The organism is Phyllobacterium sp. 21LDTY02-6, assembly GCF_023554255.2.
GTDB lineage: Bacteria > Pseudomonadota > Alphaproteobacteria > Rhizobiales > Rhizobiaceae > Phyllobacterium.
The window spans coordinates 69,258-95,834 of record NZ_JAMJWD020000002.1 but is presented as its reverse complement, the minus strand read 5'-3'; the positions used below and the strand labels follow the sequence as shown (position 1 = coordinate 95,834).

General features: G+C 62.1%; 23 protein-coding genes. 21 read left to right on the top strand and 2 right to left on the bottom strand.

Translation table 11 applies throughout. The features are described from left to right. Positions 1-62 precede the first annotated feature (62 nt). Positions 63-1,295: a DNA recombination protein RmuC gene (locus tag M8997_RS06940; protein ID WP_250019202.1), complete on the top strand. Its 1,233-nt coding sequence runs from the start codon at positions 63-65 to the stop codon at positions 1,293-1,295. 3 nt (positions 1,296-1,298) lie between these two features. Here M8997_RS06940 and M8997_RS06935 read toward each other — a convergent pair whose 3' ends face one another. Continuing rightward, positions 1,299-2,261: a cation diffusion facilitator family transporter gene (locus tag M8997_RS06935; RefSeq protein ID WP_250019201.1), complete on the bottom strand. Its 963-nt coding sequence runs from the start codon at positions 2,259-2,261 to the stop codon at positions 1,299-1,301. Positions 2,262-2,388: 127 nt separating this feature from the next. Here M8997_RS06935 and M8997_RS06930 point away from each other — a divergent pair, with 127 nt between their 5' ends. The 16 genes from M8997_RS06930 (at position 2,389) to M8997_RS06855 (ending at position 20,402) form a co-directional block, all read left to right on the top strand. Beyond that, positions 2,389-4,401, top strand: coding sequence for a hydantoinase/oxoprolinase family protein (locus tag M8997_RS06930; RefSeq protein WP_250019200.1), 2,013 nt, complete (start codon positions 2,389-2,391; stop codon positions 4,399-4,401). A 97-nt stretch (positions 4,402-4,498) separates the two neighbouring features. Further along, entirely contained in the window at positions 4,499-6,685 is a 2,187-nt protein-coding gene (locus tag M8997_RS06925; RefSeq protein ID WP_250019199.1) for a malate synthase G, read from the top strand. A gap of 50 nt (positions 6,686-6,735) precedes the next feature. Beyond that, entirely contained in the window at positions 6,736-7,422 is a 687-nt protein-coding gene (gene tsaB / locus M8997_RS06920) for a tRNA (adenosine(37)-N6)-threonylcarbamoyltransferase complex dimerization subunit type 1 TsaB (RefSeq protein WP_250019198.1), read from the top strand. Next, entirely contained in the window at positions 7,422-7,922 is a 501-nt protein-coding gene (rimI, locus tag M8997_RS06915; RefSeq protein WP_371929553.1) for a ribosomal protein S18-alanine N-acetyltransferase, read from the top strand. The genes tsaB and rimI overlap by 1 nt, the downstream gene beginning before the upstream one ends. Before the next feature lies 1 nt (position 7,923). Next, complete coding sequence (locus M8997_RS06910) at positions 7,924-8,772, top strand: 1-acyl-sn-glycerol-3-phosphate acyltransferase (RefSeq protein ID WP_250019196.1); 849 nt, start codon at positions 7,924-7,926, stop codon at positions 8,770-8,772. A 9-nt stretch (positions 8,773-8,781) separates the two neighbouring features. Next, complete coding sequence (gene miaB, locus M8997_RS06905; protein WP_250019195.1) at positions 8,782-10,221, top strand: tRNA (N6-isopentenyl adenosine(37)-C2)-methylthiotransferase MiaB; 1,440 nt, start codon at positions 8,782-8,784, stop codon at positions 10,219-10,221. 25 nt (positions 10,222-10,246) lie between these two features. Further along, the gene (locus M8997_RS06900; RefSeq protein ID WP_250019194.1) at positions 10,247-11,263 is read left to right on the top strand and encodes a PhoH family protein; all 1,017 of its coding nucleotides are present in this window, start codon (positions 10,247-10,249) and stop codon (positions 11,261-11,263) included. A 62-nt stretch (positions 11,264-11,325) separates the two neighbouring features. Next, a complete protein-coding gene (gene ybeY, locus M8997_RS06895; RefSeq protein ID WP_250019193.1) occupies positions 11,326-11,823 on the top strand; it encodes an rRNA maturation RNase YbeY in 498 nt (165 codons plus the stop codon). A gap of 5 nt (positions 11,824-11,828) precedes the next feature. Next, positions 11,829-12,923 carry a hemolysin family protein gene (locus tag M8997_RS06890; RefSeq protein WP_250019192.1) on the top strand — a complete coding sequence of 365 codons (1,095 nt, stop codon included), beginning with the start codon at positions 11,829-11,831 and terminating at the stop codon, positions 12,921-12,923. Positions 12,924-12,955: 32 nt separating this feature from the next. Continuing rightward, positions 12,956-14,572 carry an apolipoprotein N-acyltransferase gene (lnt, locus tag M8997_RS06885; protein ID WP_250019244.1) on the top strand — a complete coding sequence of 539 codons (1,617 nt, stop codon included), beginning with the start codon at positions 12,956-12,958 and terminating at the stop codon, positions 14,570-14,572. A 100-nt stretch (positions 14,573-14,672) separates the two neighbouring features. Beyond that, positions 14,673-15,089 (top strand): helix-turn-helix domain-containing protein, encoded by a 417-nt coding sequence (locus M8997_RS06880; protein WP_250019191.1) that lies wholly within the window; start codon positions 14,673-14,675, stop codon positions 15,087-15,089. Positions 15,090-15,225: 136 nt separating this feature from the next. Then, positions 15,226-16,491, top strand: coding sequence for a methionine adenosyltransferase (metK, locus tag M8997_RS06875; RefSeq protein ID WP_250019190.1), 1,266 nt, complete (start codon positions 15,226-15,228; stop codon positions 16,489-16,491). A gap of 19 nt (positions 16,492-16,510) precedes the next feature. Further along, positions 16,511-17,209 (top strand): tRNA (guanosine(46)-N(7))-methyltransferase TrmB, encoded by a 699-nt coding sequence (locus M8997_RS06870; protein ID WP_250019243.1) that lies wholly within the window; start codon positions 16,511-16,513, stop codon positions 17,207-17,209. Positions 17,210-17,417: 208 nt separating this feature from the next. Beyond that, on the top strand, positions 17,418-18,368 hold the full coding sequence (locus M8997_RS06865) for a tripartite tricarboxylate transporter substrate binding protein (protein ID WP_250019189.1): 951 nt from the start codon (positions 17,418-17,420) through the stop codon (positions 18,366-18,368). Next, positions 18,365-18,853 (top strand): tripartite tricarboxylate transporter TctB family protein, encoded by a 489-nt coding sequence (locus M8997_RS06860; RefSeq protein WP_250019188.1) that lies wholly within the window; start codon positions 18,365-18,367, stop codon positions 18,851-18,853. Before M8997_RS06865 ends, M8997_RS06860 begins: the two co-directional genes overlap by 4 nt. A gap of 4 nt (positions 18,854-18,857) precedes the next feature. Then, positions 18,858-20,402: a tripartite tricarboxylate transporter permease gene (locus M8997_RS06855; protein WP_250019187.1), complete on the top strand. Its 1,545-nt coding sequence runs from the start codon at positions 18,858-18,860 to the stop codon at positions 20,400-20,402. 18 nt (positions 20,403-20,420) lie between these two features. On the opposite strand, the gene M8997_RS06850 is transcribed toward M8997_RS06855, so the two are convergent. Continuing rightward, positions 20,421-20,585, bottom strand: coding sequence for a hypothetical protein (locus M8997_RS06850; protein ID WP_250019186.1), 165 nt, complete (start codon positions 20,583-20,585; stop codon positions 20,421-20,423). A 247-nt stretch (positions 20,586-20,832) separates the two neighbouring features. Here M8997_RS06850 and rimP point away from each other — a divergent pair, with 247 nt between their 5' ends. From rimP to infB, 4 genes are read left to right on the top strand one after another with little or no spacing between them, the layout of a single operon-like run. Next, the gene (rimP, locus tag M8997_RS06845; protein ID WP_250019185.1) at positions 20,833-21,471 is read left to right on the top strand and encodes a ribosome maturation factor RimP; all 639 of its coding nucleotides are present in this window, start codon (positions 20,833-20,835) and stop codon (positions 21,469-21,471) included. A 51-nt stretch (positions 21,472-21,522) separates the two neighbouring features. Beyond that, positions 21,523-23,130: a transcription termination factor NusA gene (gene nusA, locus M8997_RS06840; protein WP_250019184.1), complete on the top strand. Its 1,608-nt coding sequence runs from the start codon at positions 21,523-21,525 to the stop codon at positions 23,128-23,130. A gap of 29 nt (positions 23,131-23,159) precedes the next feature. Next, positions 23,160-23,801: an RNA-binding protein gene (locus M8997_RS06835; RefSeq protein ID WP_250019183.1), complete on the top strand. Its 642-nt coding sequence runs from the start codon at positions 23,160-23,162 to the stop codon at positions 23,799-23,801. Then, entirely contained in the window at positions 23,798-26,554 is a 2,757-nt protein-coding gene (infB, locus tag M8997_RS06830) for a translation initiation factor IF-2 (RefSeq protein ID WP_250019182.1), read from the top strand. Before M8997_RS06835 ends, infB begins: the two co-directional genes overlap by 4 nt. Positions 26,555-26,577: the final 23 nt, after the last annotated feature.

Below are 26,577 nucleotides of genomic sequence, written 5' to 3'. Positions count from 1 at the left end.
AATTGCGAAAATGTTCTTGTTTTGATCTCACAATTGCCGGCCGAATCGTATAGTCTCAAGCGATGGAACCATCGAACGCTTTGAATCAGACCTTTTTTCAGCTGGGGGCGACATCCGTTTCCGTGGGCGCGGCGCTGGTCGCGGCCGCGGCGGTCATGCTGCTCGTCATCATCATAGCCTGTGTCATCGTTCAGCGATCGGCAAAGGCCAGGCTTATCGCCGAAATACAGGCCGAGGACCGTGCGCGCGACGCCGAGGCCAGGATGAGCGAAATACTCAAGAGCCAGGCGGAAATGCAGGGCCGGATGCAGACGATGGCCGAGCTTTTCGGCTCGCGACAATCCGAATTGAACCAGTCCATCCGCGAAAGGCTCGACGGGATGACCGTGCGCATCGGCAATACCATGACGGAGCAGACCAAATCGACCCACGAGAATCTCGCCCGGCTGCAGGAGCGTCTGGCCGTCATCGACACGGCGCAGAACAATATCCAGTCGCTGGCGGGGCAGGTGGTGCAGTTGCAGGCGATCCTCGCCAACAAGCAGACCCGCGGTGCTTTCGGCCAGGCGCGCATGGAGGCGATCATCGCCGATGGCCTGCCGCAGGGCGCCTATGAGTTCCAGGCGACGCTGAGCAATGGCAGCAGGCCGGATTGCCTGGTGCGCATGCCCAATGGAGCGCCGAGCCTCGTCATCGATGCGAAGTTTCCGCTGGAGGCCTGGAACGCCATCCGGGCAGCTGAATCCGCCGAGGAGAAGCGCGATGCGGCGAGCCGGTTCAAGCGCGACCTCGAGGTTCACATTCGCGATGTCGCCGACAAATATCTTCTGAACGGCGAGACGCAGGACACTGCCTTTCTGTTCGTGCCCTCGGAATCGATATTCGGCGAAATCCATGAGAATTTCGAAGCGATCGTGCAGCGGGCGCATCGCTCGCGGATCGTCATCGTTTCGCCCTCCCTGCTGATGCTGTCGATCCAGGTGATCCAGGCCGTGTTGAAGGATGTGCGGATGCGCGAACAGGCGCATCTCATCCAGAAGGAGGTCGTCAGGCTGATGGAGGATGTTGGCCGGCTCGACGATCGGGTGCGCAAGCTGCAGGGGCATTTCGGCCAGGCGAGCAAGGATATAGACGATATTCTCGTCTCTTCCAGCAAGGTGACGAAGCGCGGCCAGAAGATCGAGGCACTGGAGCTGGCCGAAGCGCCAGCCGACAGTGCCGCGGTCGAAACATCGCGATCGGCCGCTTCGGCGACAGGCCAGCTGAGGCTGCGCGTGGTCGAGGGCGACGACTGATTACTATCCGGCTTCGATGATCTTGCGGCGGCTCTCCCAGGTGCCCGTCGTTTGCGGCTTCACGAACAGCGTGACGATATCCGGATTGGCGGTTCTCAGCGCGGTCTCGATCCTTTGGACGCAGGCCTCGATTTCCGGCGCCGGCATGTGATCCTCGAACTCGACGCTCAGGCCGGCAACGATCTGCCGCGGCCCCATATGGACGGTCAGCACGCCGTTCGCCGTCTGCACGGCGGGATCGCGGTTCGCTATGTCGAGTATCTGCTGCTCCACCTCCGGGAGCGCGGCTTCGCCCATGAGCAGGCCCTTGGTCTCGCGTGCAAGGAAGATCGCCGTAGCGGCCAGTATGATCGAGATGGCCACGGATGCGACGCCGTCGAGTTCGGGCATGTTCAGAAGCTGAGCAGCCGAAATGCCGATGAAGGCGACGATCAACCCCAGCAGGGCGGCCGTATCCTCGAACAGGACGGTGAAAACGCTCGGGTCCTTGCTCTCGCGCACTGCCTCGACATAGCCGAGATCGCCCTTCGCCTGCCTGAATTCCTTCAGGGCGATATACCAGGAAGTGCCCTCGAAGAGCATCGCAAATCCCAGCACCACATAATTGATCAAGGGGTTCTCGACCGGCTCCGGCTCGAGAATATGCATGAGCCCCTCATAGAAGGACACACCGGCGCCGACAGCGAATACCAGCAGCGCCACGACGAAGCTCCAGAAATAGAGTTCACGCCCATGCCCCAGCGGATGCGACGTGTCGGCCGGTTTCGCCGCGCGCCTCAGGCCATAGAGCAGCAATCCGCCATTGCCGGTATCGACGAGCGAATGCACGCCCTCCGAAAGCATGGCGGAACTGCCGGTGAAGAGAGCGGCGATGAATTTGGTGGCGGCAATGAGCAGGTTGCCGAGGATCGCCGCATAGATGACTTTCCTGGAACCGGCATGTGCCGCTGCTGATCGTGATGCCATGTGAGGTCCCCCTGCTTGCTGTTGTGAACGCCGTGTCTGCGACAAGGTTCCGGCAGATTAGCCTGTTCGCGACCTAGCGGGGCGACGGCCCATAGGCTAATCCTGCAATAAAAAAACGCAGGTCACCATGATTCAATCTCCCCAAGAAGAAGCAATCTTTCTCGGCATTGATACGGGCGGCACCTATACCGATGCGGTGCTCTGGTCCCAGGCGCTCGGTGTGATCGCCAAGGCGAAGGCATTGACGACCCGCCATGACCTGAGCGTCGGCATATCCGGTGCGGTGGATCGCATCATGGCGGAAGCTTCGGTAGATCCCGCGGATATCAGGCTTGTTTCCATGTCGACCACCCTTGCGACCAATGCCCTCGTCGAAGGGCAGGGCGGGCGGATTTGCCTCATCATGGTCGGGTTTTCGCAATCGGACCTCGAAAAAGCCGATCTGAAATCGGCGCTCGGCTCCGATCCTGTCATCTTCGTGCCGGGCGGCCATGACGTCTATGGCAGGCCCCGGCCGTTCGATTGTTCGGAACTCGAAAAACTGCTGCCATCGTTGAGCCAGGAGGTCACCGGCTTTGCCGTCTGCGCCTATTTCGCGGTGCGCAATCCGGAGCATGAGGTGGCTGTCCGCTCTCTCGTCCACTCGGTGACGGGCCTGCCCGTTACCTGCAGCCATGAACTTTCGGCCAAGCTGAACGGACCCCGCCGCGCGCTGACGACAGTGCTCAATGCCCGGCTGATCGCCATGATCGACAGGCTCGTCACGGCCACCGAAGGTTTTCTGGTCCAGCGCAATATCCATGCGCCGCTCATGGTGGTGCGGGGCGATGGCGCGCTGGTCTCGGCAGCATTTGCCCGGCATCGGCCGATCGAGACGATCCTGTCGGGTCCGGCCGCCAGTCTTGTCGGCGCCCGCCACATGACGGGCCTCGACAATGCGTTGATATCGGATATCGGCGGCACGACCACGGATGTGGCGGTACTCGAGCAGGGCAGGCCGCGGCTCGATCCCGATGGCGCCACGGTCGGCGGATTCCGGACGATGGTCGAGGCCGTCGCCATGCGCACGTTCGGCCTTGGAGGCGATTCGGAAGTTTCGCTGGACGATAATGCCATGAAGCCCGGCATCAAGCTCGGGCCGCGCCGGCTCGTACCGCTGTCGCTGCTTGCTGCCGATCATGGCGAAGTTCGGGAGCATCTGCTCCGCCAGGTGAAGGCCGCAAATGCCGGCAGGCAGGATGGTCGCTTTGCGCTGCGCACCGGCATTCCCGCGCGCATGGCGTCTGGCCTGAGCAGAAGCGAGGCGGAGCTCTTCGAGCGGATCACCAGTGAGCCGCAGCCCCTCGACAGGCTGCTCAACTCCGTGTCGCAGACCGCGGGCATCAACAGGCTGGTGGCCCGCGGGCTGATCCACCTTGCAGGTTTCACGCCATCCGATGCGTGCCATGTGCTCGGCCTCCAGGCGAATTGGGATGCCGAAGCGGCCAGATACGGCGCGATCCTCTTCGCCCGGCGCAAGGATGGTGCAGGAAGGCCGTTCTGCGACACGCCCGAAGAACTGTCGGAGCGTACCTATCGTGCTTTGGTGCGCCGCTCGTCCGAGGTGGTGCTGGAGACGGCCTTTGCCGAAGATGGCCATGAGGGCGCGGAGGTGGTTTCGCATCTGCTCGTCCAGAACGCGCTGGAGCGCCGGCACGGCATCGCCGGCATCAAGCTCGAGATCGACCGTCCACTGGTCGGCCTCGGTGCATCGGCCCCCGTCTATTACCCCGCCGTGGGCGAGGAACTCGGCATCGCCGCCATCGTACCCGCCGATACCGACGTCGCCAATGCACTCGGCGCCGTTGTCGGCCAGGTGCGCGTCGCGGTCGAGGCGCTTGTCAGCCAGCCCACGGAGGGCTTGTTTCGTGTCTCGGCCGGCAATGTGCTTGCCGATTTTGCCGATGAGGACGAAGCCCTGGGCTTTGCCGAAACTGCGCTGCGCGAACAGGTCATGCTGCTTTCGCAGGAGGCAGGCACGGATGAGGCGCAGATCGGCATCCGGCGGGACATCAAGGCGGCGACGGTGGAGGACCAGCGCAAATTCATCGAGGCGGTGATCATCGCGACGGCGACCGGTCGCCCCCGCATAGCGCACTAGGCGGCCTCATTTAATCGATACAGGTTTGATGAGCGCGTTGACTGCATCGCGCTCAGCGTGTTCAAGGAAGACGAGCAACAATCAGGAGTTGGCACACATGAGCGAGCGCATCGAGATCAGCGGTTTGAAAGTGGCGCAGGAACTTTACGACTTTGTCGAGAAGGAAGCTGCGCCGGGAACCGGTGTCGATGTGCAGAAATTCTGGCATGGCCTCGCCGGCATCATCGAAGAACTCGGCCCGCGCAATCGGGCATTGCTCGAAAAGCGCGACCTGTTTCAGGAGAAGCTCGACCAGTTCTACCGCGACCGGCGGGAGAGCGGCTATGGCGACCAGGAATACGAGGCATTCCTGCGCGAGATAGGTTATCTCTTGCCGGAGGGCGGCGAATTCTCCGTCTCCACGACCAATGTCGATCCGGAAATAGCCACCACGGCGGGGCCCCAGCTGGTCGTGCCGGTGATGAATGCGCGCTATGCGCTGAACGCCGCCAATGCAAGGTGGGGCTCGCTCTACGACGCCCTTTACGGAACCGATGCGATTTCCGAGGATGGCGGCGCCGAAAAGGGAACATCCTTCAATCCGCAGCGCGGCGCCAAGGTCATTGAATGGGCGCGGAAATTTCTTGACGAGAGTGCGCCGCTGGAAAGCGGCAGCTGGTCCGGTGTGACCGGCCTCCAAGTCAAGGACGGCGCTCTCGCGATCGTTCTCGGCGACCGCGATGTCGGGTTGGCCGAGCCGGCGCAATTTGTTGGTTATCGCGGTGACGCATCGGCGCCGTCCGCCGTCGTTCTGGCCAGGAATGGGCTGCATACGGAGATCGTCGTCGATGCCGGACATCCGATCGGCAAGACCGATGCCGCGCATATCGCCGACGTCATTCTTGAATCCGCCCTGACCACGATACAGGATTGCGAAGATTCCGTTGCTGCCGTCGATGCGGAAGACAAGGTCGTCGTCTACCGCAACTGGCTCGGGCTGATGAAGGGCGATCTGGAAGACAGTTTCGAGAAGGGCGGCAAGACGGTCACCCGCAAGCTCAACCCCGACCGTACCTATACCGGTCGCGATGGCAAGCCACTCACTTTGCCTGGCCGCTCGCTGATGCTGGTGCGCAATGTCGGTCACCTGATGACGAATCCGGCCATTCTGGACAGCAAGGGGGAAGAAGTCCCGGAAGGCATCATGGACGCGGCGGTGACGGCGCTGGCGGCTCTGCACGATATCGGCGCTGGCGGCAGGCATGCGAATTCCCGTGCCGGCTCCATGTATGTGGTAAAGCCGAAAATGCACGGGCCCGAAGAGGTCGCCTTTGCATCGGAACTGTTCGCGCGCGTCGAGAAAATTCTCGGAATGGCCCCGAATACCATGAAGATGGGCATCATGGACGAGGAACGGCGCACCACGGTCAATCTCAAGGAGTGCATTCGCGCCGCAAGAGAGCGGGTGGTCTTCATCAATACCGGCTTCCTGGACCGCACTGGCGATGAAATCCACACCTCCATGGAAGCCGGCCCGATGATCCGCAAGGGCGACATGAAACAGGCCGCCTGGATCGGCGCCTATGAGAACTGGAACGTGGATATAGGCCTCGAATGCGGCCTTTCCGGCCACGCGCAGATCGGCAAGGGCATGTGGGCCATGCCCGACCTGATGGCCGCCATGCTCGAACAGAAGATCGGCCACCCGAAGGCAGGCGCGAACACGGCCTGGGTTCCCTCGCCGACGGCCGCCACGCTGCATGCCACCCATTATCACAGGGTGAACGTCGCCGAGGTGCAGGCCGGCCTGAAGCAGCGGTCGCGCGCCAAGCTCGGCGATATCCTGTCGATTCCCGTCGCAAGCCGGCCGAACTGGACGCCGGAGGACGTCCAGCGCGAACTCGACAACAATGCGCAAGGCATTCTCGGCTATGTCGTCCGCTGGATCGACCAGGGCGTGGGCTGTTCGAAAGTGCCTGACATCAACAATGTCGGGCTCATGGAAGATCGGGCGACGCTGCGCATTTCCGCCCAGCACATCGCCAATTGGCTGCATCACGGCGTGACGAACGAGACCCAGGTGCTCGAAACGATGAGGCGCATGGCAGCCGTCGTCGACAGGCAGAACGAAGGCGATCCATATTACCGGCCGATGTCGCCTGATTTCGACGGCTCCGTTGCATTCCAGGCCGCCTGTGATCTCGTGTTCAAGGGGCGCGAGCAGCCGAACGGCTATACCGAACCGGTGCTTCACCGCCGCCGCCAGGAATTGAAGGCCAAGCTCGCCGGTGAAACCGGGCAATAGCCGGCGCAAGCTACTTGTTTGCCGCCGCAATCTTGTTTAGGCGGTAGCAAATGAAATTGCTCGCGCTCGACACTGCCGCAAATCTCTGTTCTGCCGCTCTCCTCGACATGGAGAGCAGCACCCTGCTATCCGAGGTCAGCCATGATATCGGCAAGGGCCATGCGGAACAGCTGATGGCCGTGCTCGACGAGACCTTGCGAGGGAGCGGTCATTCCATCTCCGACATTGCCAAGATCGCCGTCAGCGTCGGGCCCGGTTCGTTCACGGGCGTCCGCGTCGGGGTTTCGACGGCGCGTGGCCTCGCCCTTGCCCTCAAATGCCCTGTCGTCGGCGTAAGCACCCTGGAAGCGCTGGCATGGGATGCACGGCAGGAGGCGCCCGGCAGGGCCGTCCTTTCGATCATCGATGCGCGGCGCGACGAACTCTATTCGCAGTTCTTTTCCGAGGCTGGCGAGCCGCTGTCGGCACCGGCCGTCAATGCGCTGCCCGCCATCATGGAAAAACTGCAGGTTATGGGGCCAGTGGTCCTGTCGGGCTCTGGCGCGGCGCTCGTCAATGCGCAGCTCGGGCAGGCGTTGGAAATTGCGTCGCATCGGGCCACCGGCTCGGCCGAAGCTTTCGCCCGTCTGGGTGCTTCACGCACTGCCGCCGGCGTGCCGAGCCCGCTCTACCTGCGCGGTCTCGACGTGAAGCCGCAACAGGGCTTTGTCCTCAAGCGGCAGGAGGACGCCCAATGATGGGATTTCCCTTCGATAGCCTGCGGCAGCGGCCCTTCGTCATCGAACCATTGACGCGCGAGGATGCGCGGCACGTCGCGCCGATACATGCAGCGACATTCTTCCAGCCGTGGAGCGAGGACGATATCGAAGCCATGCTGCGCGACTCAAGGACCTTCGGCTTCATCGCTCGCGAGGAAGGAAACCGCAAAGCGCCGCCCGGCGGTTTCGTGCTTGCCCGGCAGATACTGGACGAGGCCGAGATATTGACCATAGGCGTCGCGCCCGCCTCGCAGCGGCAGGGATTGGGCTATGCCTTGATGGATGCCACCCTGCGGCACCTGCACAATGCCAGGGCTGGAATGCTTTTCCTGGAGGTCGATGAATTGAATGCCGCCGCCATTGCCCTTTATCGCCGGCTCGGCTTCAAGCAGGTCGGCAGGCGGCCGGGTTACTACGAGACGGCCGCGGGGCGTGTCGCCGCCCTGACCATGCGGCGCGACCTGACGGCTGGCCGCTGACATGATCGCACGCATCAGGCTGGTCCTGGCATCGCTGGCCTTCGCCCTTGTGGTCCTTCTCCTGGTTCCGATCCAGTTCGTGCTCGTCAAGGCCGGCCTGGGGCTGCGCCGCAAGCTGCCACTGCTGTTTCACCGGTCGATGTTGCGTATTCTCGGCGTGCGCGTTCATGTCCACGGTGTGCCGGCGCAGGGGCGTCCGCTCCTGCTGGCGGCAAATCATTCCTCATGGAGCGATATCGTCGTGCTCGCTTCGCTGTTCGAGATGTCGTTCATCGCCAAGGCCGAGGTGGCGCAATGGCCGCTGTTCGGACTATTGTCGAAGCTGCAGGATACGGTCTTCGTCGAACGCAACAGGCCCGGAAAGACCCGCGCCCAGGCCAGCGAAATCGCGCGCCGCTTGGCTGCCGGCGATGTCATGGTCCTGTTTGCGGAGGGCACGACCTCGGACGGCAACAGGATATTGCCGTTCAAATCCTCCCTGTTCGGCGCCGCGCAGCTCGCCACGAAGGAGACCGAGGCAAAACAGGTCGTCATCCAGCCGGTGGCCATCGCCTATACCCGCGTTCATGGTATTCCGATGGGGCGCTTCCATCGCCCGATCATTGCCTGGCCGGGCGATGTGGAACTGGGGCCGAGCCTTCTCGGCATGCTGCGCGAGGGCGCCTTCGATGTCGATGTGCGCTTTGGCGAACCGGTGACCATCGACGAGGCCAGCGACCGCAAGGCGCTGACCCGCGTCATGGAGGATCGCGTGCGCCGGATGATGCAGACATCCCTGATGGGCCGTGAATTCGGCGAAGCCGACGACGAAGGCAACTCGGCTATTCTCAAACCGGCCAAAAACCGGTAGAAGCCGCGCATGGACGATATCAGCAGCATCAAGGAACTGGACGATCAGTCCGGAGCATCCACGCATGAAGCCCCGCGCGGCAATGCGCGCAAGGTCTATGTGAAGACCTATGGGTGCCAGATGAATGTCTATGACAGCCAGCGCATGGCGGACAGCCTGGCGGCGGAGGGCTATAGCCCGACCGACACCGCCGAGGATGCCGACCTCGTCCTGATCAATACCTGCCATATCCGTGAAAAGGCGTCGGAAAAGCTCTATTCCGCCCTTGGTCGGCTGCGGAAGATGAAGGATGCGCGGGCCAAGGAGGGTCGCGAGCTGACTGTCGGCGTCGCCGGCTGTGTCGCGCAGGCCGAAGGTGACGAGATCACGCGGCGCGCGCCGGTGGTCGATCTCGTCGTTGGCCCGCAGACCTATCATCGGCTGCCGCAGGCCTTGCAGCGCGTGCGGCAGGGCGAGCGCGTGGTCGAGACCGAATACGCCATCGAAGACAAGTTCGAACATCTTCCGTCGCCGCCAAAGGAGCAGACGAGAAGCCGTGGAGTCACCGCCTTCCTCACAGTGCAGGAAGGCTGCGACAAGTTCTGCACGTTCTGTGTCGTACCCTATACGCGTGGTGCCGAAGTCTCGCGGCCGGTGAGCCAGATACTCAAGGAAGCCGAAAAGCTCGTCGATGCGGGTGTAAGGGAACTGACGCTGCTCGGGCAGAACGTCAATGCCTGGCACGGCAAGGGCGATGATGGCCGCGAATGGGGCCTGGCGGAACTTCTTTACAGGCTCGCCGAAATCCCCGGCCTCGCGCGGCTGCGCTACGTCACCAGCCACCCGCGCGACATGGAGGATGCGTTGATCGAGGCGCATCGCGACCTGCGCATGCTGATGCCCTATCTCCATCTGCCCGTTCAGGCCGGTTCCGACCGTATTCTCAAGGCGATGAACCGCAAGCATACGGGCAGCGACTATGTGCGTCTTATCGAGAAGATCCGCAATGCCCGTTCGGACATAGCGCTGTCCGGCGATTTCATCGTCGGCTTTCCGGGGGAGACGGAGGCGGATTTCGAGGCGACGATGCAGCTTGCGCGCGATGTGACCTATGCGGCCGCCTATTCGTTCAAATATTCACCCCGGCCGGGTACTCCCGGTGCCGATATGGCCGATCATGTCGCCGAGGAAATCAAGGACAGCAGGCTCCAGCGGCTGCAGGCCTTGCTCAGTGAACAGCAATATGCGTTCCAGCGCAGCCTCATCGGCAAGACCATGGATGTGCTGATCGAAAAGGCCGGCCGGCAGCCCGGACAGATGGTCGGACGCTCTCCCTGGTTACAACCTGTAATTATCGATGTACACGGCGGTGGAATCGGCGACATTATCAATGTACGAATCATCGATACCGGAACCAACAGCCTTATCGGCATTCGGGAGATGGATTCGGCAGGCAGCAGGGTTATATAAAGGCTGAGAACTTTAGGAGAGCCGTTTGAACGCCACCGAGAAGCTGAAACCCGCTCCGAAAGGAGCCTCAGATCTGGCGCATATCGTACTGACCTTTGACAACAATCGACTGGCGAGCGCCTTGTTCGGCCAATTCGATGAAAATCTCGCCCGAATCGAGAAGAAACTCGGCGTCGATGTACGCTCCAAGGGCAACCAGCTTGCGATCCGCGGCGAGCCGGGTGCGACCGAGCAGGCAAGGCGCGCCCTCGACCAGCTTTACGAACTGCTGCAGAAGGGCCATGACATTTCGGCATCCGACGTCGATGGTGCATTGCGAATGGCCGTCGCTGCCGATGACCAGCTGTCGCTGCCAACAATGGAAAAGAGCAAAATGGCGGTCGCACAGATTTCCACCCGCAAGAAGACGATCTTTGCCCGCACGCCGACCCAGGACGCCTACATGCGGGCGCTCGATCGGGCCGAGCTCGTTTTCGGCGTCGGCCCGGCCGGTACCGGCAAGACCTATCTTGCCGTCGCCCATGCGGCCATGTTGCTGGAACGCGGCCTGGTGGATCGCATCATTCTTTCGCGTCCCGCCGTCGAAGCCGGCGAGCGGCTCGGCTTCCTGCCGGGCGACATGAAGGAGAAGGTCGATCCCTATCTGCGCCCGCTCTACGATGCGCTCTACGACATGATGCCTGCCGACAAGGTCGAGCGGGCGATTGCGGCGGGCGTGATCGAGATCGCGCCATTGGCCTTCATGCGCGGGCGCACGCTTGCCCATTCGGCGATCATTCTCGACGAGGCGCAGAATACCACCTCGATGCAGATGAAGATGTTCCTGACGCGTCTCGGCGAGAATGCGCGCATGATCATCACCGGCGATCCGAGCCAGATCGACCTGCCGCCCGGTCAGAAATCCGGCCTGGTCGAGGCGTTGAAGATACTGGACGACGTGCCGGGGATCGTCACCGTGCGCTTCACCGATGTGGACGTCGTACGCCATCCGCTGGTTGCGGCCATCGTCCGGGCCTATGACAAGGAAGGCGCCAGGCCCTGACCGGGTCTGGCGTGCCCGCCAGTGGCGGTCGCCGACGCTAGCGAGGGATAAAGGTTTCGACCGTGATCGATATCGACATATTGATTGAAAGCGACGGCTGGTACGAGGCGGCGCAGCTTGAAGCATTGGCACGGCGTGCCGTCGCCGCCGTCTGGGACGAGTTGGACGCCGGCCGGCAACCGGAGAGCGAGCTCAGCCTCGTTTTTACCGACGACGCGCAGATCCGGGAGCTCAACAGCGACTGGCGCGAAAAGGACAAGGCGACGAACGTGCTGTCATTCCCGGCCTTCCCGGTGAAACGGGGGCAGAAGCCCGGACCCATGCTCGGCGATATCGTCATCGCGCGGGAAACGGTCGAGAGGGAAGCACTGACCGAGCACAAGCCTTTCGACCACCATCTGACGCATCTCATCGTGCACGGCCTGCTCCATTTGCTCGGATATGACCATCTGGAGACCGAGGAGGCGGAAGAAATGGAGCAGCTGGAGCGCAACGTGCTCGCGCGGCTTGCCATCCCGGACCCATATGCGCTATCGGTCATTGACGATCAACACGATTGAGGACCATGTCTGACACGTCGCACCAGAACGATCCGGCCGCAGCAGCCAAGAGCTCCAGCGGTCAGGAGAGTGATGCCGAAGGGCAAAGTACGCCCAGAGCGCCCATCCCCGAAAAGCGCTCGCTTCTTTCAACGATCTTTCCGTTCCTACGCAACCGTGCGGGCAATACCCTGCGCGAGGATATCGACGCCGCGCTGGCTGAGGAACATCATGACGATTCCGCCTTTTCGCCGGAAGAAAGGGCCATGCTTCACAACATCCTGCGCCTGCGCGAATTGCGCGTGGAGGATGTGATGATTCCGCGGGCGGACATCGAGGCCGTCGAAATCTCCACATCGCTGGGCGATCTGCTCGAAATGTTCGAGAAATCCGGACATTCGCGCATGCCGGTCTTCGCCGAGACGCTGGATGACCCGCGCGGCATGGTGCATATCCGCGACGTCGTCAATCATATCACCAAGGTGTCGCGGCCGAAGGCGGCTCGCCGGACCGCGCGCAGCGCCAAGACGACCGCCGGCGCCAAGCTCGATTTCTCCAATGTCGACCTGACGAAATCCGTGGCCGACCTGAACCTGATGCGGCCGGTGCTGTTCGTGCCGCCATCGATGCTTGCAAACGAGCTCATGGCGCGCATGCAGGCCCAGCGTATCCAGATAGCGCTGGTAATCGACGAGTATGGCGGTACCGATGGACTGGTTTCGCTGGAGGACGTCGTCGAGATGGTCGTCGGCGACATCGAGGACGAGCATGATGATGACGAGGTCATGATCACTGCCGAGGCCGATGGCAGCTTTATCGCCGATGCCCGCGCCGAACTCGAGGAAATCGCTGAAGCGATCGGTCCTGCCTTCATTGTCGGCGAGCACGGGGAGGACGTGGACACCGTCGGCGGCCTCATTTTCTCGATCCTCGGCCGGATTCCGGTGCGGGGCGAAACCGTGCAGGCCGTGCCAGGCTACGAGTTCCATGTTTTGGAGGTCGATCCACGCCGCATCCGCAAGGTGCGCATAGCGCCTGTGCGGCATGGCGAACGGCGCACCAGCCGGCCCGATGCGCGCGACGAGGTCCCGCAAGACCAGTCCGCGCAAGAGCGGGAATGACCATTTCGTCGCTGCAATTGCGCCAGAAGCGGATGGACGGCCCGCAGCGGGAGAAAAGCGCGTTTCAGCTTTGGATAGGCAAGCTTGCGCTGCTGTCGGGCTGGAAGCGCGCTCTTGCGGCGTTCCTTGCCGGTGGGTGCGCCAGTTTCGCGCTTCCGCCCTACGATTTCATCGCGGCCGCCTTCATGGCATTTCCTGTGCTGGTCTGGCTCATCGACGGAGCGACTGGCGGGCCTGATCGAGGGGGCATATGGCGGCTCCTGCCCGCAGCCCTCACCGGATGGTGGTTCGGCTTCGGATATTTCGTCCTGGGGCTCTGGTGGATCGGAAATGCGCTGTTGGTGGACGCGCAGAATTTCGCCTGGGCCATTCCCTTCGCCATACTTGGCCTGCCGGCCTTCCTCGCACTGTTCTATGGGCTCGGCGCCGCCATTGCCCGCCTCGTGTGGAGCGATGGGCTAGGCCGCATCTTCGCGCTCGCCTTCGGGCTCGGGTTGGCGGAGTGGCTTCGGTCATTCCTGTTGACCGGCTTTCCTTGGAATGCCATCGGCTATGCGGCCATGCCCGTGCCACTGCTCATGCAGTCTTCGGCGGCTATCGGCCTGTTGGCGATGAATGTGCTCGCGGTGATCGTATTCGCCATGCCGGCGCTCGTTTCCGATCGCCTCCACCGCCTTGCGGGTGCGGCGCTGGCAATCGTCCTGATCGGTTTGCATGTGGGGTACGGAGCACTCCGCCTGTCCAACGCGACGATCGTCGACGATGGACCGCAGGTGCGTATCGTCCAGCCGTCCATTGCGCAGGATATGAAGTGGGATGCCGACGCGCGGCGTGACATCCTCGACAAATACCTCGACCTGACGCGTCAGCCACCGGCAGCGGGCGCCGCCAGTCCCCAGATAATCGTCTGGCCGGAAACTGCCGTACCCTACCTCCTGACGAAATCCCCCGACGCGATGAAGGCGATCACGGAGACGCTCGGCGACGGGCAGACGCTCCTGGCGGGCGCGATAAGGCTGGAAGAGCCGGGCGGCGAGGCGGAGCCCGCTTATTACAATTCGATCTATGTGATCGATGGCAAGAACGGAATAACCGGTGCGGCCGACAAGGTGCACCTCGTCCCCTTCGGCGAATATCTGCCGCTGGAGCATATATTGCGGCGGCTCGGCCTCACCGAGGTAGTCGAGATGCCGGGCGGGTTCACACCGGCGGCAAGCCGGCGTTCGCTTCCCGTATTGCCGGGTTTCGCGGTGCTGCCGCTCATCTGCTATGAGGCCATCTTCCCCGGCGAGATGGATTATGCAGGCTCGCCAGCCAATGCCATCGTCAATGTCACCAACGATGCCTGGTATGGCGATACACCCGGCCCGTACCAGCACTTCCGCCAGGCGCAGTTGCGGGCGGTGGAGCTCGGCCTGCCTCTTATCCGGGCTGCCAATAATGGGCTCTCCGCCGTGGTCGATCCCTATGGACGAATCATCGATGGGCTGGCGCTGAATGCGGTCGGCGTATCGGATGTCCGGTTGCCGGCCAGGATACGGCCACCTATGAGCGAGGCGACGCGCAATGCTCAATTCTGGGTTGTTATTCTAGCCGTACTGGTTGCAACAATGACGTATTTTTTGCGTCACAGGAGAAGGTTCGGTTGACATTTGAGCACCGACCTGTCGAATAAGGGCCTTATTTGGTCCGTTGATACATTGATGATAAAATTAATACTCAGCCCCATTTCATACGAATGAGATTTTCATGTCCGATAATAAAAAGAGCCCGAATCCCGTTGACCTTCATGTTGGCGCAAGAATTAGACTACGCCGCAATATGATTGGCTTGAGCCAGGAGAAACTTGGCGAAAGTCTTGGCATTACATTCCAGCAGATCCAGAAATACGAGAAGGGGACCAATCGCGTCGGCGCCAGCCGATTGCAGGCGATTGCGAATATTCTCAATGTTCCCGTCACCTTCTTCTTCGACGACATGCCCGGTCAGGCGGAACGATCGAAGGGCTTCGACGAGGAGAGTGAAACGACCTATGTCGTCGGATTTCTCAACAGTTCCGAGGGTATTCAGCTTGCTCGCGCCTTCGCCAGGATCGGCGACCCCAAGATAAGGCGCAAGGTGCTCGATCTGGTGCGTACGCTCGGTCAGGAGGACGACGTCGGCTGAAGCCTCCGACGTTCTGCGAAAAATAAAATCCCTGCACGGCCACAAGTTTGAAAATGAAAGCGATTGACGGAATGTCTTTGACTTGGCAAAGACTATGCGCCTTTTGGCATTTGCTAGCTTTCAAGAGGGGTTTCCCGTGACGCGCAGTTCCTACCTTTTTACAAGTGAATCCGTATCGGAAGGTCATCCGGACAAGGTCTGTGACCGGATTTCCGACGAAATCGTCGACATGATTTATAAAGAAGCCCGCAAGACGGGCGTCGATCCGTGGAGCGTGCGTGTCGGGTGCGAAACCCTCGCCACGACCAATCGCGTTGTCATCGCCGGCGAGGTCCGGGTGCCTGATACGCTGTTGAAGAAGGACAAGGACGGCAAGACGGTAAAGGATGCACAGGGCAATCCTGTCATCAACCCATCGCGTTTTCGCGCCGCGGCGCGGCGTGCCATCCGCGCCATTGGCTATGAACAGGACGGCTTCAACTGGAAGACCGCCAAGATCGACGTGCTTCTCCACCCGCAATCGGCGGACATCGCGCAGGGCGTGGACAATGCCGCCGACCGGCAGGGCGAAGAGGGAGCCGGCGACCAGGGCATCATGTTCGGCTATGCCTGCCGCGAAACGCCAGACCTCATGCCCGCACCGATCTATTATTCCCACAAGATCCTCGAACTGCTTTCCATTGCCCGCCACAAGGGCGAGGGCGATGTCGGCAAGCTTGGACCGGATGCGAAGAGCCAGGTGACCGTGCGCTATGTCGACGGCGTTGCCAAGGAAGCGACGCAGATCGTGCTCTCGACCCAGCATCTCGATGCAAGCTGGGACTCGAAGAAGGTGCGCAAGGTAGTCGAGCCCTATATTCTCGAGGCGCTCGGTGATCTGAAGGTCGCGGATGACTGCATCTGGTACATCAATCCCACCGGTCGGTTCGTCATCGGCGGACCCGACGGTGATGCCGGGCTGACCGGGCGCAAGATCATCGTCGATACCTATGGTGGCGCAGCGCCGCATGGCGGCGGTGCTTTCTCCGGCAAGGATACGACGAAGGTCGATCGTTCGGCCGCCTATGCCGCGCGTTACCTTGCCAAGAACGTCGTTGCCGCTGGTCTCGCCGACCGCTGCACGATCCAGCTTTCCTACGCTATCGGCGTAGCACAGCCGCTGTCTGTCTATGTCGATCTTCATGGCACGGGCAAGGTCAGGGAAGATGCCGTCGAGCGGGCGCTGCGAAGCGTCATGGACCTGTCGCCGACAGGCATCCGCAAGCATCTCGACCTCAACAAGCCGATCTATGCCAAGACGTCCGCCTATGGCCACTTTGGCCGCAAGCCGGGCCGGGATGGTTCGTTCTCCTGGGAGAAGACCGATCTCGTCAAGCAGTTGAAGAGCGCCGTGGCCGCCTGAGCGGCCACGCGTGAAAATCATGACGGAGGCGAGGCGGGCAAGGTCCACGGAAGCTTTTTTCGGCAGGCGAGCGGGCAAGACACTGCGTCCGCTGCAACGTTCGATCCGGGATGAGCTTCTGCCGGTCCTGAAACTCGACCTCGACCAGCCCGCGCCGGCAGATCTGCGTTCGCTGTTTTCGGCGGAGGTCGGCGCGGTACGGCTGGAAATCGGCTTCGGCGGCGGCGAGCATCTGCTGCATGAGGCGGCGCGCTGCCCCATGGCCGGGTTCATCGGCGTCGAGCCATTCGTCAACAGTATGGCAAAGCTGGTGGTCGATCTCCATGCCAATCCGCTTCAGAACATCCGGCTTTACGACGATGACGCAACGCAGGTGCTGGATTGGCTGCCCGAGGCTTCGCTGGACGGGATAGACCTGTTCTATCCTGATCCCTGGCCCAAGAAGAAGCACTGGAAGCGCCGGTTCGTCAGCGGGAAAAATCTCGATCGCTTCGCCCGCGTACTCAAGCCGGGTGCGCGCTTTCGCTTTGCTTCCGACATAGATACCTATGTGAACTGGACGCTGCAGCATTGCGATGCGCATCCCGATTTCGACTGGCAGGCGGCAAGTCCGGCGGATTGGCATACGCCCTATGAAGGCTGGCCCGGTACCCGCTACGAGCAGAAGGCCCACCGCGAAGGCCGCGTTGGTGCTTACCTCACTTTCCGGCGGATCTAGTTGCCGCGAACGGGCCGCGCATTTCGCGTGACAGCTTCCTGACAGTTTTCTAGTATCATTTTCAGGGTGAGGAGGCTGCTGGGAGGCTGTCCGTCGCAATCACATGAGAGATCAGATCCGGTGCACATCCGGATATGAGCGGCATCTTCCAGAACTTCGAGATCAATGAAGGATAGGCGGCGCCCACGCCGCCATGGGAGGATTTCGCATGCGTAAGATGTTGCTTGCCTTTGTCGCCGCCGGAGCCGTGCTGCTTTCCGGCCAGGCCTTTGCCGCCGATTACAAGATCATGGCGCCCGCCGCGCCCGGCGGTGGTTGGGACCAGACGGCCCGCACGCTCCAGACCGTACTGCAGGAAGAGAAGATTTCCGGCAATGTCCAGGTGGTGAATGTCACCGGCGCCGGCGGCACGATCGGCCTCGCGCAATTCGTCAATTCGGGCAAGGGCGACCCGTCGCAGCTGATCGTCGGCGGCTATGTCATGGTCGGCGCCATCCTGACCAATGCGTCGCCCGTGACGCTCGACCAGGTAACGCCGATCGCCCGCCTCACTGGCGAATACGAGGCCGTCGTCGTGCCGGCCAGCTCGCCGATCCAGAGCATGAAGGATCTCGTCGAGAAGCTGAAGGCCGACCCGGGTTCCGTTTCCTGGGGTGGCGGTTCCGCCGGTGGTACGGACCACATCACGGCCGGCCTCATTGCAAAGGCCGCCGGGGTCGATCCGACCAAGGTCAATTACATCGCCTTCTCGGGCGGCGGCGAGGCCCTGGCTGCCATATTGGGCGGGCAGGTGACCGTCGGCATTTCCGGCTATGGCGAGTTCGAATCGCAGATCAAGGCCGGTACCTTGCGCATCATCGGCATTTCCAGCGACGCCAAGCTGGAAGGCATCGACGCGCCGACCTTCAAGGAAGCCGGTGTCGATGTTTCGATCCAGAACTGGCGCATGGTCGCCGCAGCGCCGGGCATCACGCCCGAACAGGAAGCTGCCATCGGTGCCGATATCGAGAAGCTGGTGAAGTCCAAGGGCTGGCAGGAGCAGCTGAAGGCCAAGGGCTGGGCCGATACCTATCTGGCCGGTGATGCCTTCAAGGCGCAGCTTGCCAAGGATACCGAGGCCACGGCCGCAATCCTGAAAGATATCGGCCTCGTCAAATGAGCCAGCAGCGCACCGGAAACACGCGCCGCCCCGATCGGGCGGCGCTGGTCATAGCAGCGTTTCTCGCCCTGCTGGCAGCCATTATCGCCTATAGCACCGCGACGGCCCATGGCGGCAGCGCCACGCTCATAGGCCCGGCTGTATTCCCCTATGCCATTGCCGGCGCGCTGTTCATTCTTTCCCTGTGGACGGTAGCGGAGGCGCTCAGGGGCGACTTCCCGGAACGCGAAGCGCAACAGGCGGGACCTGTGGTCTGGATCGTCGGCGGTCTCTCGGCGCAGATGCTCCTGCTGAACTTCGTCGGATTCTCGATTGCCACCGGCCTGCTCTTCGCAGCCACCGCGCGCGCCTTCGGCAAGAAGAAACTATGGCTGACCGTGCCGGTCGGCATCATCCTCTCTTTCGTCGTCTGGGTCCTGTTCTCGAAGGGGCTGCAATTGTCGCTCCCGGCAGGCCCGATCGAGCGGCTGGCATTCGGAGGCTGAGAGCATGGACACCTTTGCGTTGCTCATCCAGGGCTTCACCGTTGCGATGGAGCCGATCAACCTGCTCTATGCCTTGATCGGCGTCACCCTCGGCACAGCCGTCGGCGTATTGCCCGGCATTGGCCCGGCGCTGACCGTCGCCCTGTTGCTGCCCGTCACCTACAAGCTTGACCCCGCAGGCTCGCTCATCATGTTCGCGGGCATCTATTATGGCGGCATGTATGGCGGATCGACCACCTCCATCCTGCTCAACACGCCCGGGGAGAGCGCGTCGATCGTCACGGCGCTCGAAGGCAACAAGATGGCCCGGGCAGGGCGGGGCGGGCCAGCGCTTGCCACTGCCGCCATCGGCTCTTTCGTGGCGGGCCTCATCGCCACCATCGGGCTCGCACTCATCGCGCCATGGATCGTGAAGTTCGCGCTTTCCTTTGGACCGGCCGAATATTTCGCTCTCATGGTGCTCGCATTCATGACCGTTTCCGCCGCTTTCGGCGATTCCACCTTGCGCGGGCTGACGGCACTGTTCATCGGGCTCGCACTCGGCCTTGTCGGCCAGGATCAATTGACCGGGCAGGCGCGCCTCGCCTTCGGCATTCCGGACCTGCTCGACGGTATCGAGGTCACCACGCTCGCGGTCGCCCTGTTCGCCATCGGCGAGACGTTGAGCGTCGCGGCTTCGCGCCTCGCTGCCGATGAAAAGGTGGAAGCGGTCAGGGGATCGATCTGGATGACGAAGGAAGACTGGTCGCGCTCGTGGAAGCCGTGGCTGCGCGGCACCTTCATCGGCTTCCCCATCGGCGCCATGCCGGCGGGCGGCGCGGAAATCGGCACGTTTCTGTCCTATTCGGTGGAAAAACAGATGGCAAAGCGGCCGGAAGAGTTCGGTCATGGCGCCATCGAGGGCGTCGCGGGTCCCGAAGCGGCCAATAATGCCTCTGCCGCGGGTACGCTGGTGCCGCTCCTGACGCTCGGCCTGCCGACGACGGCAACGGCGGCAATCATGCTCGCCGGCTTCCAGCAGTTCGGGCTTCAGCCCGGTCCGCTCTTGTTTGCGACGAACCCGGCCATCGTCTGGGGATTGATCGCCAGCCTGCTCGTTGCGAACTTCATGCTGCTCGTGCTGAACCTGCCCCTGATCGGCCTCTGGGTACGCCTGCTGTCGATCCCCAAGCCGTGGCTCTATGCCGGCATCCTGGTTTTCGCGACGCTGGGGACGATCGGCGCCAATTCGGCAATATTCCAGCTGGGCTGGCTGGCATTCTCGTTCGAGCTTGCCATGCTGATCCTGTTCGGGCTGTTCGGCTACTTCCTGCGCCAGTTCGGCTACCCCATCGCTCCCGTGGTCGTCGGATTGATCCTTGGGCCGATGGCGGAGACGCAGCTCCGGCGCGCCATCCAGATCAGCCAGGGCGATTTCACGGTTCTGGTCGGCTCGCCGATCGCTGTCGCCCTGCTGGTTCTCGCGGTCTGCGCCGTCGTCGTGCCGCTGATCATGCGGGCTCGCGGCAAGGGCAAGGTGCTCGCCGCCCTGGCAGCCAACGAGGACTGAGCGGTCGGTTCGGCAGACTTAAAGGCGTGTGATGGTGCGGAACTGTACCGGATCGATCCCGAGCGCACGCAGGTCCGACGGCGCGGGTTGATAGCCCGTGCGCGTGGCGGAAGCGGCAGCCACGGCGCTGCCGAATACGCTCAGCATGCGGGAAATGGCCTTGGGTGTGTATGCGGGCTTCATTGCATCCTCTTTGAGGTTGTTGCGTTGCAGCAAACATAGGTAGCGGCCCGGCCTTTGATAAGTGCCGGGGACGCAGGGCAGCCATGCGCCACGAGCGACGCTGCTGTCCATCGCAGGAAATCGCCGCTTGAAACACGCGCATGATTTCGGTATATAAGGCTCATATTCTTGGTCGGTTCGAACAGGGGTGGGTCCACACAGGTCCCGCTCTTTTTTGTTTCTTAAGGCCAAAACAGGGAAAATCTGCGTGACGACAAGCGTCAATAACGAACAATCACCGACACTGCCGGAAGGCACGGATGAGCGCATAATCACCGAGACGGGCGTCGATGCCCGTATTGCCGGCATTGTGGAGCCAGTATTGGAGTCGATCGGTTTCAGGCTCGTTCGCGTGCGCCTGACCGGCCTCAATGGTCTGACATTGCAGATCATGGCGGAGCGCAACGACGGCACGATGACCGTCGAGGATTGCGAACTCGTCAGCCGTACCCTGTCGCCGGTGCTGGACGTCGAAGATCCGATCGACAGGAATTACCATCTGGAAGTTTCGTCGCCCGGTATCGACCGGCCATTGGTGCGAAAGTCCGATTTTTCCAACTGGACCGGGCATATCGTCAAGGTCGACACCTCGGCCATGCTCGAAGGGCGCAAGAAATTCCGCGGCCGCATTGCCGCGATTTCCGCCGATACGGTGACTGTGGAGGCGGACCAGGCGACCTATGGCGATCAGCCTGCCGTGGCCATTCCATTCGAAATGATTTCCGACGCGCGCCTCATTCTCACGGACGATCTCATTCGTGATGCGCTGCGCCGCGACAAGGATTTGCGTGAAGGCCGTATTCCCAGCGAGGAAGACGCCGATCAGCAAGATACGGACCAGAATTAGATTATTTCAACGCCCGCCGAGGAGCGTGGCGATGAACTCAAGGAGAAGAACATGGCAGTCAGTGCAAACAGGCTAGAACTTCTGCAGATCGCCGATGCGGTGGCCCGGGAAAAATCCATCGACCGCGAGATCGTTATCGCAGCAATGGCCGACGCCATCCAGAAGGCGGCACGCTCGCGCTACGGCCAGGAGACCAATATCCGCGCCGACATCAACGCCAAGACCGGCGAGATCAAGCTGCAGCGGCTCCTCGAAGTGGTCGAAGACGTCGAGGATCCGGTTACGCAGATCGGCATGGATGCGGCCCGCGACCGCAACCCCGATGCACGCCCGGGCGACTTCCTCGCCGACCAGCTTCCACCCATGGATTTCGGCCGCATCGCCGCGCAGTCGGCCAAGCAGGTCATCGTGCAGAAGGTGCGCGAGGCCGAGCGCGACCGGCAGTATGATGAATACAAGGATCGCGTTGGCGAGATCGTCAATGGCAGCGTCAAGCGCGTCGAATACGGCAATGTCATCGTCGATCTCGGCCGCGGCGAAGCCATCATCCGCCGCGACGAGTTGATCCCGCGCGAGACGTTCCGCTATGGTGACCGCGTGCGCGCCTATGTCTATGACGTGCGCCGCGAGCAGCGCGGGCCGCAGATATTCCTCAGCCGCACCCATCCGCAGTTCATGGCGAAGCTCTTCACCATGGAAGTGCCGGAAATCTATGACGGGATCATCGAGATCAAGTCCGTCGCCCGCGACCCCGGTTCCCGCGCCAAGATCGCCGTGATTTCGAGGGATTCCTCGATCGATCCGGTCGGCGCCTGCGTCGGTATGCGCGGCTCCCGCGTCCAGGCGGTGGTCGGCGAATTGCAGGGCGAGAAGATCGACATCATCCCGTGGTCGCCGGAGCCGGCTTCGTTCATCGTCAATGCGCTCCAGCCTGCGGAAGTTTCCAAGGTCGTGCTCGATGAAGATGCCGAGCGTATTGAAGTTGTGGTCCCGGATGACCAACTATCTCTTGCGATCGGTCGCCGTGGCCAGAACGTCCGGCTCGCATCGCAGCTCACGGGCTGGGATATCGATATCCTGACCGAGCAGGAAGAATCGGAACGCCGCCAGAAGGAATTCGTCGAGCGGTCCAATCTCTTCATGGATGCGCTGGACGTCGACGAGATGGTCGGCCAGGTCCTCGCTTCCGAAGGCTTCGCCAGCGTCGAGGAAATCGCCTATGTCGACAGCGACGACATTTCCTCGATCGATGGTTTCGACGAAGAGACGGCTGCGGAAATCCAGCAGCGCGCCCAGGAATATCTCGGACGCATCGAAGAAGAGCGTGATGCCCGCCGCAAGGAGCTCGGCGTTTCGGACGAACTTCGCGATCTGCCCGGCATGACCAATGCGATCCTTGTCGCGGTCGGCGAAGATGGCGTGAAGACCGTCGAGGATTTCGCTGGCTACGCGGTCGACGAGTTGACCGGCTGGCGCGAGCGCAAGGATGGTGAAACCATCGCCCATGCGGGTATCCTGTCGGCGTTCGAAGTCAGCAGGGCCGATGCGGAGCAGATGGTTCTGGCGGCTCGCCTGAAGGCCGGCTGGATCACGGAAGACGATCTGGCGACCGAGGCCGACGCTGAAGCCGAGGTGGCCGACGAAGAGGCCGCCGTCTGATCCGAGGCGGCCCGGGCGTGGTTGAGAACATGAACGACAGGACGTGCATCGTTACGCGCGAGGCGGGTTCTGCCGAGGACATGATCCGCTTCGTCGCCGGGCCCGATGGTGTGGTTGTACCGGACCTTAAGCACAATCTTCCCGGCAGGGGGTGTTGGATTAAGGCGCAACGGCGCTATATTGATGAGGCGGTAAAGCGGAAGCTGTTTCCGCGCGCCCTGAAAACCAATGTGATCGTGCCGGATGATTTCGGCCAGATTGTCGACCGAATGCTGGTAAAATCGGCTTTGGGCAGTTTTGGGTTGGCGCGCAAGGCCGGTGTTGTGATAACAGGGGCCGCAAAAGTGGATGCCGCCATACGCAATGGCACAGCCGGATTGGTGCTTCATGCGTCCGAGGCCGCCGAAGATGGCGTCCGCAAGCTTGACCAGGCCCGCCGTTCGGTTGTTTATGCGGGCGGGCCGGAAATACCCGCTCTTTCATTGTTCGAAAGCAATGAAATGGATTTGGCATTGGGCGGGGTAAATGTGATACATGCTGCCGTGCTCAAGGGAACGGCAGCTGCCGGGTTCACGAAGCGAGCCTGGCTGCTACAGCATTTTCGCGATGGTCTTGACAGCAAGGCTGACGCTAAGGCGGCGACTGTCGCGAAGGAAACGGAAACGGAATGAGCGATACAAAATCGACCGACGACAAGACGCTTGGCGTCAATAAGAAAACCCTGACCTTGAAGCGGCCCGGTGTAGAACAGAGCACAGTGCGGCAGAATTTCAGTCACGGCCGCACGAAGTCTGTTGTCGTGGAAACGAAGAAGCGCAAGTTCAATATACCGGACCAGAAGCCGGAGCCTGCACCCGCCGCTGCCGCCGCACCAGCGCCCGCTCCAGCACCTGCGCCGGCGCCGACAGTGCAGCCCGCAGCGCCGCAGACGGCTGCCGCGACCCCGGCGCCGCGCCCGGCGGCACCTGCTGCGCCGAGCCAGCCGGCCCAGGCCGCGCAACCCGCGCAGCCCTCGCAACCGGCAACGCGTGCCCCGGCAGCGCCATCGCGTGGCCAGCCGCCGCAGCGTCCCGCGCAGCAGCCCTACCGGCCATCCGGCCAGCGCTCCAATGAGCGCTCGGGCATGGTCTTGAACACGCTTTCGGCTGCCGAGATCGAAGCGCGCCGCAAGGCGCTCGAAGGTTCCAAGGCACGCGACCTCGAAGATCGGGCCAAGGCCGCCATCGAAGCGAGCCGCCGCGCCGAGGAAGAGGCCTTGCGGGCGAAGGAGCGTGAGGAATCCGCACGCCGCCAGGCCGAGGAAGAAGAACGTCTGCGCCGCGAAGCCGAGGCAAAGAAGCGCGCCGAGGAAGAATCCCGCAAGCGCCAGCCTGATGCCAAGGTCGAGGACGCCAGCGCCAAGCCTGTCCAGCGCCGGCCGAACGCCGCCGAAGAGGATGAGAGCCGGCGCGGGCCGAGCGGCGCACGCCGCAGCGGTCCTGGCGTTGCAGCCAAGCCCGAAGTGCGTGCACCGAAGGTCGTCAAGGGCGAGGACGAACGTCGCCGTGGCAAGCTCACGCTCGGTTCGGCGCTCAACGAGGAAGGGCGCAGCCGCTCCCTGTCCGCAATGCGTCGTCGCCAGGAGAAGTTCAAGCGCGGCATGCAGCAGGAAACGCGCGAGAAGATCGCCCGTGAGGTTATCCTGCCTGAAACGATCACGATCCAGGAACTGGCCCAGCGTATGGCTGAGCGTTCGGTCGACGTCATCAAGTTCCTCATGAAGGAAGGTCAGATGATGAAGCCGGGCGATCTGATCGACGCCGATACGGCACAGCTGATCGCCGAGGAATTCGGCCATACGGTTCGCCGCGTCGCCGAGTCGGATGTCGAGGAAGGCATCTTCAATGTCGAGGACGATGCGGAAGCTTTTGTTTCGCGGCCTCCCGTCGTCACGATCATGGGTCACGTCGATCACGGCAAGACCTCGCTGCTCGACGCCATCCGCAAGGCGAACGTCGTTTCGGGCGAAGCCGGCGGCATCACGCAGCATATCGGCGCCTATCAGGTCGAGCAGAATGGTCAGAAGATCACCTTCATCGACACGCCGGGCCACGCCGCCTTTACCGCGATGCGTGCACGCGGCGCACAGGCGACGGATATTGCGATCCTCGTGGTTGCGGCGGATGACAGCGTCATGCCGCAGACCATCGAATCGATCAATCATGCCAAGGCTGCCGGCGTGCCGATCATCGTTGCCATCAACAAGGTCGACAAGCCTTCCGCTGATCCGCAAAAGGTCCGCAACGGCCTGCTGCAGCACGAAGTCTTCGTGGAATCCATGGGCGGCGAGACGCTGGACGTGGAAGTTTCCGCCAAGACCGGAGCCGGTCTGGACAAGCTTCTGGAAGCCATCCTGCTTCAGGCGGAAATTCTCGATCTCAAGGCAGACCCGAGCCGCACGGCGGAAGGCGTGGTCGTCGAAGCCAAGCTCGAGCGCGGGCGGGGTTCCGTCGCGACCGTTCTCGTGCAGAAGGGTACGCTTCATCCTGGCGATATCATCGTTGCCGGCAGCGAATGGGGCCGTGTCCGCGCCCTGGTCAATGACCGCGGCGAGAACATGAAGGAAGCTGCGCCGGCAACGCCGGTCGAGGTGCTCGGCCTGCAGGGGCCGCCCCAGGCAGGCGACCGTTTCGCCGTTGTGGAGAATGAGGCAAAGGCGCGCGAGATTTCCGAATATCGCACCCGTCTCGCCCGTGAAAAGGTCGTGGCCCGCCAGGCCGGTTCACGCGGTTCGCTGGAACAGATGATGTCCCAGCTGCAGGTCACCGGGCAGAAAGAATTCCCGCTGCTCATCAAGGGCGACGTGCAGGGTTCGATCGAAGCCATCGCCGGTTCGCTCGACAAGCTTGGCACCGACGAGGTTCGTGCGCGGATCATCCATTCGGGCGCCGGCGGAATCACCGAGAGCGACATCGCGCTGGCGGAGGCCTCCAATGCCGCCATCATCGGCTTCAACGTGCGTGCCAACAAGCAGGCGCGTGATGCAGCCGAGCGGGCCGGTATCGAAATCCGCTATTACAACATCATCTACGATCTGGTGGATGACGTTAAGGCGGCCATGTCGGGACTTCTTTCGCCGGAACGGCGCGAAACCTTCCTCGGCAATGCCGAAATCCTGGAGGTGTTCAACATCACCAAGGTGGGCAAGGTCGCCGGTTGCCGTGTTACCGAAGGCAAGGTCGAACGTGGCGCCGGCGTGCGCCTCATCCGCGACAATGTCGTCATTCACGAGGGCAAGCTCAAGACGCTCAAGCGCTTCAAGGATGAAGTGTCCGAAGTGCCGGCTGGCCAGGAATGCGGCATGGCGTTCGAGAACTATGATGACATTCGCGCAGGCGATGTGATCGAGGCCTTCCGCGTCGAACATGTAACCCGTACGCTGTAATCATAGCGTTCGCATAGAAAATA